The sequence below is a fragment of the Kitasatospora phosalacinea genome, from assembly GCF_000716545.1.
GTDB lineage: Bacteria > Actinomycetota > Actinomycetes > Streptomycetales > Streptomycetaceae > Kitasatospora > Kitasatospora phosalacinea.
Genome location: NZ_JNWZ01000187.1, coordinates 1 through 374, shown reverse-complemented (window position 1 = coordinate 374; position 374 = coordinate 1). Strand labels below are relative to the sequence as shown.

At 58.3% G+C, this 374-nt stretch carries 1 rRNA gene; it reads left to right on the top strand.

Annotation, left to right across the window (positions count from 1 at the left end):
* Window positions 1-374: ribosomal RNA gene (locus OO48_RS34070) — 23S ribosomal RNA — on the top strand; the annotation flags it as partial.

The following is a 374-nucleotide window of genomic DNA, read 5'->3' as shown; positions in this document are numbered from 1 at the left end:
GAGGGAACGCGGGGAAGTGAAACATCTCAGTACCCGCAGGAAGAGAAAACAACCGTGATTCCGGGAGTAGTGGCGAGCGAAACCGGATGAGGCTAAACCTTGAGCGTGTGAGACCCGGCAGGGGTTGCGCTCAGGGGGTTGTGGGAAAGTTCTTCAGTCGTCTGCCGGCGGCTGGGCGAGTCAGAAACCGTATGGGTAGTCGAAGGACATGCGAAAGGTCCGGCGTAGAGGGTAAGACCCCCGTAGACGAAACCTGTACGGCTCGCTTGAGCTTCTCCCAAGTAGCACGGGGCCCGAGAAATCCCGTGTGAATCTGGCGGGACCACCCGCTAAGCCTAAATATTCCCTGGTGACCGATAGCGGATAGTACCGTG